Origin of the sequence: Guyparkeria sp. SB14A (assembly GCF_005096345.1) — a bacterium.
GTDB lineage: Bacteria > Pseudomonadota > Gammaproteobacteria > Halothiobacillales > Halothiobacillaceae > Guyparkeria > Guyparkeria hydrothermalis.
Genome location: NZ_SWAW01000042.1, coordinates 1 through 9184, shown reverse-complemented (window position 1 = coordinate 9184; position 9184 = coordinate 1). Strand labels below are relative to the sequence as shown.

The window sequence follows — 9184 nt, the reverse complement described above, 5'->3', positions numbered from 1 at the left end:
GGATTAGCACCCACCCAAGCGTTGGTCGCCCTTGCGAGAAAACTGGCTCGGGTCGCTTTCAGTTTGATGCAGAAACAGACTGACTACGTGCCGAGAATCCCTTGTGGGGAGACATAGAATCTCCTACACAATGCACACCCCGTAGGAGCGCCTTCAGGCGCGAATCTCCATCAGGAGCAACGAATCATCAGCCACCCACCCCCCCTTCGCCCTTGCCGAGCGGCCGGGGTGCCGCAGGGTCAGCGCCACAAGGCCGTGGCGCTGAGGTTCGCCGCGACAGGACGTCGCGTCGAACCGACCCGTCCGCGGCACCCCGGACGGGAGGGAAGCCCGCAGGGCCAAGGCGAGGGGTGCCCTTCTCTTTGGGCACTTTCTCTTGGGCAAGCAAGAGAAAGTGCCTCGCGCGCCTGGCAGCTGAGCCCGCTCAAGATGCACAGCAGATCAAGCGTGCGAAAACCCAGTTGATCAAAAAAGGTTTTCCCCCTTTCGCTAACCAAGCTCGAGAAACCCTGAGGTTATAGTCGCCAGCAGTAGCCAAGTAGTAGCCACCATGCCAGCACGCCACCCATCACCATGATGGATGTGGCCTAGTAGCGCCTTGTAAAGATAGAAGATCATCACGATGCCAAGGAACCACTGAATAATTTTGAGAATGATCATCGCCTCTCCTTGGCTTCATAAATATCTACTCTGCCCCCTCAGATCAATTGAACAAAAGGGGTCAGAACCCTTTCATCCTGACCCATTTCTCTATAAAAATCTACAAATCCATTTTGTCCCGGAGAGCTGCTCGCAAAATCGCTTTTATGTCATCTGGTTTTCCTTCGTAAAGCCATAAGTCAGCGAGCGGCTCGCCTCCACCTGCCAACCCTCTGGCCAAACTTCTCCAAAACCCCACTCGCTCTTCTCTATCCTTTAGCAATACCCCCACCCATCTTCGAGTAAACGTAAAGTCTCTTATTTCATCCCATCGATAGAATATGTCTTTTCTTCCCTCAACCAGAATCCCCTCGTCCGAAAGTTCAATGACCTTATTTCGAATCAGAAAAAGCTTCCAGGTCAAGAACGCAAACAGAACAGACAACGGCGAAAGCAGCACGCCCACAGCAACCGAAGTTGGCGAAACCCCCACCATCCATATAGGAGCAAAACTTGCCATTGAGAATGCAAAGGCGGGCATCATAATAGAAAAGTGGTAAACCTGATCTCTTTTAATAACCGTTTTCATTTTTAAAACAACATTGTTATGACGCGCCATGGAAAGAGAAAAAGGGGTCAGAACCCTTTATCTCTTTCCTCAATCCTGACCTTCGGTATCCGCACCACCAAACAACTCCTCAACCAATGGCTCAATCTTGCTACGCGTCGGCCCAAACTTGTCCATCCGACCACCCCCATTCCGGGCGTCATAGGTCGCACGCCCCTCAAGCCCATCCTGGCCAAATACCTTGAGATCGGCATAGGACAGGTACATCGCCATGTCCCAGCGCCAGTTGGCGGTGTACTCGAGGTAATGGGAGCAGCCGACCGGTCGTTCGTCCTTGTACACCTCGGTAGAAAGTCCCTGCTCCTCGATCAGCTCGCAGACGGCCGGTTCGAAGCCGTCCATCAGGACGTCGGGGTTGTGTTCGACGCAGATGCGCTCGATGTCGTTGTCGGCGACCGGGTCAACGGTCTGGGTGATGGAGCAGCCGCTCAGCCCGAGCAGCAGGCCGAGGCCGGCGATGACTTTCGCTTGCGGTGACATGACACCTCCTTGGTCAGTGGTTATTCCCTGTGGGGCATTGCGCCCGAATGCGCATGGTCGCATGTTTGAAAGGCCGGGTGCGCACCCGGCGCGGGCGGCCACACAAACAAAAAGGCCAGCGCCCGGCGGGGGTCTCCCCGCTCGGCACGCTGGCCTCTCTCTTCCAGCTTCCAGCTGTCCGCTTCGAGTTAGCCTTGCTTCGGCCCCACCCAGACCTGCTGGGCATTGACGAACATCTTGATGCCATGCGGGCCGAGTTCGCGGCCGTAGCCGGAGCGCTTGACGCCGCCGCTGGGCAGACGCGGGTCGGTCTTGACGATGCCGTTGATCGACACCTGGCCGGCCTCGATGTCGCGGGCCATGTGGATGGCGCGGGCGGTGTCCGCCGTCCAGACGGCGGCGCCCAGGCCGTACTGGGTGCTGTTGGCAATCTCGAGGGCGTGGTCGGCGTCGCGCGCGGACATGGCCACGGCGATGGGACCGAAGGTCTCCTCGCAGAAGGCGACCATGGTGTCGTCGACGTCGGCCAACAGGGTGACGGGGTAGAAGAACCCGTCGCCCTCGGGCATCTCGCCGCCCATCAGGCAGCGCGCGCCGGCCTCGACGGAGGCCCGCACCTGCCGATGCAGCCCGTCGCGCAGATCCGCGCGGGCGATGGGTCCGACGTCGGTGGATTCCTCGCGCGGATCGCCCATGGTCAGCTTTTCGAGACGCACCTTCATCATCTCGAGGAAGCGCTCGTAGACGGACTCCTCGATGATGATGCGCTTGGCCGCGATGCAGGACTGCCCGGCGTTGATGATCCGCGAGAGCACCACGGTGTCGGCGGCGGCCTCGAGATCGGCGTCCGCCAGCACGATCACCGGGTCGGAACCGCCCAACTCCAGCACGGCCGGCTTGATCTGCCGGGCGGCCGTGGCCGCGACGATCGAGCCGGCACGGTCGGAGCCGGTGAACGAGACGGCGCGTACGCACTCGGTCTCGATCGCGCCCTGGATGTCCTCGGTTTCCAGCGGCAGGTTCTGGAACACGCCCTGCGGGAAGCCGGCCTTTTCGAAGCTCTCGGCGATGCCCGCCGCGCAGGCCGGCACGTGGGCGTCGTGCTTCATCACGCAGGTGTTGCCGGCCATCAGGGCCGGGGCGGCGAAGCGGAAGGCGAGCCAGAACGGCGCGTTCCACGGCAGGATGCCCAGCACGGTGCCGATCGGCAGGTACTGCACGTAGCTGACCGTGGCGTCCGAGCCGAGCATCTCGCTGGCCAGGTATTCCTCGGCGTGATCGGCGTAGTGCTCGGCGCACCAGGCGGCCTTGTCGACCTCGCCGCGCGCCTCGCGAATCGGCTTGCCCATCTCGTCGGTCATCAAGAGCGCCAGGCGCTCGCGGTCCTCGCGCATCACCTGTGCCACGCGCCGCAGCAGGTCGGCGCGCTCGGCAAAGCTGGTCTTGCGCCAGTCGCGATAGGCGACGTCACTGCGCTCGAGTACCGCGTCACGCTGGGCCGGGTCCATCACCGGGAAGTCGTGCAGGGTCTTGCCCGTGGTCGGGTTGATGACGGTCTGGCTCATGAGGCGCGCGACTCCTTCGAGTTCTTCTGGTTCGACTGTTTCTGGGAATGCTTGTGGTCTTTCTTGTGGTCGGACTTGGCCTTGGCATCCGACTTGTCATCGTGGCGCGAGGCGAGCAGCTCGATCACCGGCTCGTCGGGGATCTCGCGCTTAGCCTCCTCGCGCTTGACGGTGAAGTCCTGCTCCATGTCGAAGAACGACTTGCAGCCGTCACTGGTGATGTAGATGGTGTCGGAGATGCCGCAGGTCTTGTCGCCGTCCACGCCCCAGGCCCAGGGGATGATGTGGAAGGTCATGCCCTCGCGCAGGACGGTCTTGTCGCCGTGCATCAGGCTGAGGATGTACCCCTCGTCCCAGCTGGGCGGGAAGGCGATGCCGATCGAGTAACCCGAACGGGTGATCAGCTTCCCGTGGGCATCGTCGACGGTCATGATCGAGCGGACCAGGTTGTCGGCGTCCGAGACGGTGACGCCCGGGCGGATCAGCGCCTTGACCCGCTCGAGCGCCTCCTTCATGCGCTCCTGGGCCTTCCACATCAGCTCGGTGGGCTCGCCCAGCACGGCGGTGCGCATCATGGCGGTGTGGTAACGGCGGTAGCAGCCGGCCACCTCGAGGAAGACGTGCTCGCCCGGCTTGACCACGCGCCCCTCCCAGGTGGCGTGGCCGATCATGGTGCGCGGGCCGGAGGTGACGTAGGGCAACACGGCGGGCGGTTCGCCGCCGGCGCGGAACATCGCCGCGCAGACCTCGGCGCCGATCTCGTTCTCGGTCACGCCCGCCTTGCAGGCCTCCAGCCCCGCCTTCATGCCCGCCTCGGTGGCGATGGCGGCGCGGCGCATGATCTCGATCTCGTGCTTGGACTTGGTGCGCCGGCCGCACTCGACGATGCCGAAGCAATCGAGCAGCTTCGCGCCGGTCAGCGTGGTGTGCAGCGCGTCCTGCTGGTAGGCGGGGAAGAAGTAGCTGTTGCGCTCGTAGCCGATGTACTTGTTGGCCAGCCCGAATTCCTTCAGCGAGGAGACCAGCATCTGGATGGCATCCCCGGTGTCCGGGTAGGGCCGGGTGATCTCCACCCAGGTCCGCGCGTGGACGTTGGACTCTTCCATCGTCCGCGTGATCATGAACGGCTTGTCATCCAGCGGCACCACCAGCGCCTGGAAGAACGAGTACCCCGTCGTCTGGTAGTCGGTGAGGTACATCAGGTTCTCGGGGTCGGTGATGATCACCGCGTCGAGCAGCCGCTCGGCCATGCGCATGCGCAACTCGCCGAGCCGGCGCTCGTATTCCTCCATCGGGAAGGTCATGTCGTCGCGTTGGCGCATGGGTCAGCCCTCCACCTGTGCATCGACGGCCTGCTCGAAGAGGTTCAGTCCTTCCTCGAGGTCGTCGTCGGGAATGGTCAGCGGCGGGATCAGCTTGATCACCTGCCCCTTCGAACCACAGACCGCCGCCAGCAGGCCGCGATCGAAGCATTCGCGGGCGATGCGCTTGGAGAGATCGCCGTCGATGAAGTCCAGCGCCTGCATCATGCCGCGGCCGCGCACGGCGAAGCGCGGGTATTTGCCGGCGATTTTCTCCAGGCGCTTTCGGATCACCTCGCCCTTGCGGCGGGTCTCGTCCATGAACGCCGGGTCGTCGAAGTAGCCCAGCGCCACGGTGCCGGCGATGAACGACAGGTCCTGGCCGCGGAAGGTGCCGGTGTGCTCGCCGGGCAGCCAGTGCTTGTCGTGCTCGGGCTTGTTGAGGTTCATCGCCATGGGCGTGCCGAAGCCGCCGATACCCTTGGCCAGCGTGATGATGTCCGGGTCGAGGTCCATCTCGTCGAATGAGAAGTACGGCCCGGTGCGGCCGCAGCCGACCTGGATGTCGTCGACGATGAACAGCGCGCCCAGTTCGCGGGCGAGGTCCTGGATGCCCTTGAGCCATTCCTCGGAGGCCACCCGCACGCCGCCCTCGGCCTGGATGGTCTCGACCAGGAACGCCGCCGGCTTCGGGAAGCCCGAGGACGGATCGGCGTAGATGTCGCGCAGGCGCTCGAGCGAGGGCATGCCGCAACCGAGCTGGCAGTTCGGGCACGGGCTCTCGCAGCCGAAGGCCTGGTGCGTGACGTTGTCCAGCGGCACGCCGGCGGCGTTGCGGAAGTGGGCGTTGGTGGTCGCCGCCAGCGCGCCCAGCGTCATCCCGTGGAAGGCGTGGTGGAAGGAGACCACCTGCTGGCGGCCGGTGACGCGGCGGGCGAGCTTGAGTGCCGCCTCGACGGCGTTGGTGCCGGTCGGGCCGACGAACTGCAGCCGGTAGTCCATGTCACGCGGTTTGAGGATCGTGTCGACGAACTTGGTGATGAAGGCGCGCTTGGCGCTGGTGTACATGTCCAGGCTGTGCGCGACGCCATCGTTCTGGATGTAGTCGATGATCGCGTCCTTCATCTTCGGGTCGTTGTGCCCGAAGTTGAGCACCCCGGCGCCGGCGTAGAAATCGATGTAACTTCGCCCCTGCTCGTCGGTCTGGCGGGCGTTGCTCGCCGAATGAAAGACCGTGGGCGCGGCGCGACAGTACGCGCGGATCTCGGATTCCCACTGCTCGAACACCTGCATGTGCATTGGCGCTTTCTCCCCTTCGTTTCGGGTGTGAACGGGCCCGCCACCGCGCGGCGGGCCAAAAGGCCGGTTCGTCCGGCAAGCCTCTCGGTCGACAGGCCGGGCCTGTCGACAGTTCAGTCCGTCGCGACCTCGATCGGCGCGCCGACGATGTCGGCGAAGATGCGCCCCACCGGGTCGATCAGCCGGTCGTTGAAGTCGTAGCGCGGGCTGTGACAGGGCTCGTGGTGGCCCTGCCCGTCGTCGGCGCCGATCAGGGCAAAGGCGCCGGGGACTTCCCGAAGGTAGTAGCTGAAATCCTCCGACGCCATGATCGGCACCGGCAGGGAGGTATCGCGCCAGCCGGCACCCAGGGCGCGCGCCAGGGCGCCGCGGTAGTGCGCCGCAGCCTCCGGGTGGTTGACGGTGGCGTGGTAGCGGGGGGTGAACGTCACGCGCGCCTCGACCCCGTAGGCCGCCGCGGTATCGTGAGCGATCTGTTCGAGATGCTCGGCCACCGCGTCGCGCTGGTCGGTGCGCTCGACGCGCACGGAACCGGCCAGACGGGCGGTGTCGGGGATGGCGGTGATCGCGCCGCCGGCCTCGAAGGTGGTCACGCTGACCACCGCGGCGGTCTGCGGGGCCAGTCGGCGCGAGACGATCTGCTGGATGGATTGCACCAGCGCGGCGCCGGCGAGTAGCGGGTCGCGGCAGGCCTCAGGCTGGCTGGCGTGCCCGCCGCTGCCGGTCAGCCGGATCTCGAAGGTGCCGTTCGCGCCCATCACCGGGCCGTCCGGGCAAACGGCCTGGCCGAAGGGGATCGCCGGCCAGTTGTGCCAACCGAACACCCAGTCCACGCCCTCGAGCGCGCCGTCGCGGATCATCTCGCGTGCGCCGTGCCCGCCTTCCTCGGCGGGCTGGAACAGCAGGGTGACCGGGCCGGGCAGGTGGTCCTCGCAGGTCTTGAGCCAGCGGGCGACCGCCAGCAGCGTGGCGGTGTGCCCGTCGTGGCCGCAGGCGTGCATGATCCCGGGCGTGCCCGAGGCCCACTCGGCGCCGGTGATCTCGTCGATGGGCAGGGCGTCGATGTCCGCGCGCAGGGCGATGTGCCGCCCGGTGGCTTCGGGGGCCAGCGTCCCGACGGTGCCGGTGCCGGCGCAGGCGCGCCAGGGGATGCCGAGGTGATCGAGCTCGGTGCGAATCACGCCGGCGGTGGCGTGTTCCTGCCAGGTCAATTCCGGCGCCTGGTGCAGCCGGCGACGAAAGGCGGTGGCCTGGGTGGCGATGTCGGTCCAGATCGAGGGCACCGGGGCCTCCTGTCGGCGACCGGCGCGAGACCGGTCGCAGGTGGTTTCAGGCGGATCGACGGGCCGCAACCGCCGCGCAGGGAGCGGCGCGTGGGCGGCCCGTCGACTTCGAGCTAAGCACAGGTGTCGGCGCGGGCGCAACAACCACCTTGCCGCACTGTGGCGCCGACGCCACGCCCGCCCTCAACTCGTCCATCCCGACCCGCCCGATCGCCGGCCGAGGGTTGAGAAACTCGTGGCCCATCCCAAGGTCGGACAGTCAGTCAACAATTTATCTGATAGATTCCCAAGTCAGACTTATTCATACCCACGCTTATTCATCTCCGAGGGAGTACGCATGCTGTTCGAAGCGTTCGAAGAATCCGGCCTTTCCCAACTGAGCTATGCCGTCGGCTGCCAGCAAAGCAAGGAGCTGGCGATCGTCGATCCGCGCCGCGACATCGACCTCTATCTCGATTTCGCCGAACAGGAGGGCTACGTCATCCGCCACGTGCTGGACACCCACATCCACGCGGATTACGCCTCCGGCGCACGCGAGCTGGCCGAGGTGACCGGCGCCAAGCTGCACCTGTCCGCCTACGACGACAACGAGGTCTTCGAGGTGGGCTTCGACCACCTGCCGATGCAGGAAGGCGACTCGGTGCAGATGGGCAACGTCCGCATCGAGGCGTTACATACGCCGGGGCACACCCCGGAGCACCTCACCTTCCTGGTCTATGACGGCGCGCGCTCGACGGACGTCCCGGCCGTCGCCCTGACCGGCGACTTCCTGTTCGTCGGCAGCCTCGGCCGCCCGGACCTCCTGGGCGAGGAGGCCACCCGCGGGCTGGCCAAGCAGGCATTCCACAGCGTGCGCGAGAAGCTCCACGGCCTGCCCGACGGCCTGGAGATCCGCCCGGGGCACGGCGCGGGCTCGGCCTGCGGCGCCGGCATGTCCGGGCGCACCGTCTCGACGCTGGGTTACGAGCGCGCCGCCAACCCGCTGCTCGACCCGTCGCTCACGGAAGACGAGTTCATCGACACGCTGCTCGGCAACCTGCCGCCGGCGCCGGACTTCTACCCGCGCAACAAGGTCACCAACTCCGAGGGGCCCAAGCCGGTGCAGGGCATGGTCGACCTGATTGCCGAGGAGATCGAGGTGTTCGACATCGACGACCTCAAGGCCCAGATGGCCAACGGCGCGGTGGTGATCGACATCCGCGACCGACTGGCCTTCAACGCCGCACACATCAAGGGCTCGCTGGGCATCGAGTTCGGTGACAACCTCAGCACCTGGGCCGGCTGGATCGCCCCGGCGGACCAGCCGCTGATCCTGGTCGACCACGACGGCGACGACGAGCTGATCAGCGATGCCATTCGCGCACTGGTACGCGTCGGCCAGGACAACGTGGTCGGTTTCCTTGACGGTGGCTTCGATGCCTGGCTCAAGGCCGGCGAGGCGTTCGACAACCTCCCGCTGGTCGATGCCGAGACCGCCAAGACCGACCTCGACCACGACCGCCGCGCGCTGTGGGACGTGCGCGAGACCAGCGAATGGAACGAGGGCCACGCGCTCGGCGCGCGCCACACCCCGGCCCACGATGCCCGCGACGGGCTCGACGGCGTGGGCAAGGACGAGCCGGTCACGCTGGTCTGCGGCTCGGGCATGCGCTCGACCGTCGCCGCGAGCCTGCTGCGACGCGTCGGCTACACCAACGTCGCCAACCTGATGGGCGGTATGGACGCCTGGGAAGAGGCCGGCCTGCCGGTGGTCGCCAAGGACTGATCACACCGCTCGGCCCAAAACGAAAAACCCCGCTCAAAACGAGCGGGGTTTTCGTGCGACCTTTAACAACAGTCCCCGCCTCGCCCATCGAGACAAGTGAATCGCCCCCGGTTTTCTAGACACTCGCGAGCCGGTTGAAATAGCGCTTCTCGAACTCGACCGGAGACAGCCCGCCGATGTAGCCATGACGGCGGCGGGCGTTGTAGAAGAGCTCGATGTAATCG

At 65.4% G+C, this 9184-nt stretch carries 9 protein-coding genes; 1 reads left to right on the top strand and 8 read right to left on the bottom strand.

Translation table 11 applies throughout. The features are described from left to right. Window positions 1-489 precede the first annotated feature (489 nt). The 7 genes from FAZ79_RS11500 to doeB2 all read right to left on the bottom strand — a co-directional run bounded on the left by FAZ79_RS11500 (window position 490) and on the right by doeB2 (window position 7195). On the bottom strand, window positions 490-660 hold the full coding sequence (locus FAZ79_RS11500; protein WP_169303684.1) for a hypothetical protein: 171 nt from the start codon (window positions 658-660) through the stop codon (window positions 490-492). A gap of 100 nt (window positions 661-760) precedes the next feature. Then, window positions 761-1258, bottom strand: a complete 498-nt coding sequence (locus FAZ79_RS10670) for a hypothetical protein (RefSeq protein ID WP_136867951.1) — start codon at window positions 1256-1258, stop codon at window positions 761-763. Window positions 1259-1297: 39 nt separating this feature from the next. Beyond that, complete coding sequence (locus tag FAZ79_RS10665) at window positions 1298-1747, bottom strand: Sbal_3080 family lipoprotein (protein WP_136867950.1); 450 nt, start codon at window positions 1745-1747, stop codon at window positions 1298-1300. Window positions 1748-1935: 188 nt separating this feature from the next. Next, window positions 1936-3312 (bottom strand): NAD-dependent succinate-semialdehyde dehydrogenase, encoded by a 1377-nt coding sequence (locus FAZ79_RS10660; RefSeq protein WP_136867949.1) that lies wholly within the window; start codon window positions 3310-3312, stop codon window positions 1936-1938. Beyond that, the gene (doeA, locus tag FAZ79_RS10655) at window positions 3309-4634 is read right to left on the bottom strand and encodes an ectoine hydrolase (protein WP_136867948.1); all 1326 of its coding nucleotides are present in this window, start codon (window positions 4632-4634) and stop codon (window positions 3309-3311) included. Before doeA ends, FAZ79_RS10660 begins: the two co-directional genes overlap by 4 nt. A 3-nt stretch (window positions 4635-4637) precedes the next feature. After that, complete coding sequence (locus FAZ79_RS10650; protein ID WP_247709545.1) at window positions 4638-5912, bottom strand: aspartate aminotransferase family protein; 1275 nt, start codon at window positions 5910-5912, stop codon at window positions 4638-4640. A gap of 113 nt (window positions 5913-6025) precedes the next feature. Beyond that, entirely contained in the window at window positions 6026-7195 is a 1170-nt protein-coding gene (gene doeB2, locus FAZ79_RS10645) for a N(2)-acetyl-L-2,4-diaminobutanoate deacetylase DoeB2 (RefSeq protein WP_136867947.1), read from the bottom strand. Window positions 7196-7532: 337 nt separating this feature from the next. Between doeB2 and FAZ79_RS10640 the strand changes: the two genes are divergently transcribed. After that, complete coding sequence (locus FAZ79_RS10640; RefSeq protein ID WP_136867946.1) at window positions 7533-8960, top strand: MBL fold metallo-hydrolase; 1428 nt, start codon at window positions 7533-7535, stop codon at window positions 8958-8960. Between the two features lie 115 nt (window positions 8961-9075). Here the strand turns inward: FAZ79_RS10640 and FAZ79_RS10635 are convergent. Continuing rightward, window positions 9076-9184 (bottom strand): IS3 family transposase (locus FAZ79_RS10635; protein ID WP_136867945.1); only part of this gene is annotated, 109 nt, incomplete at its 5' end.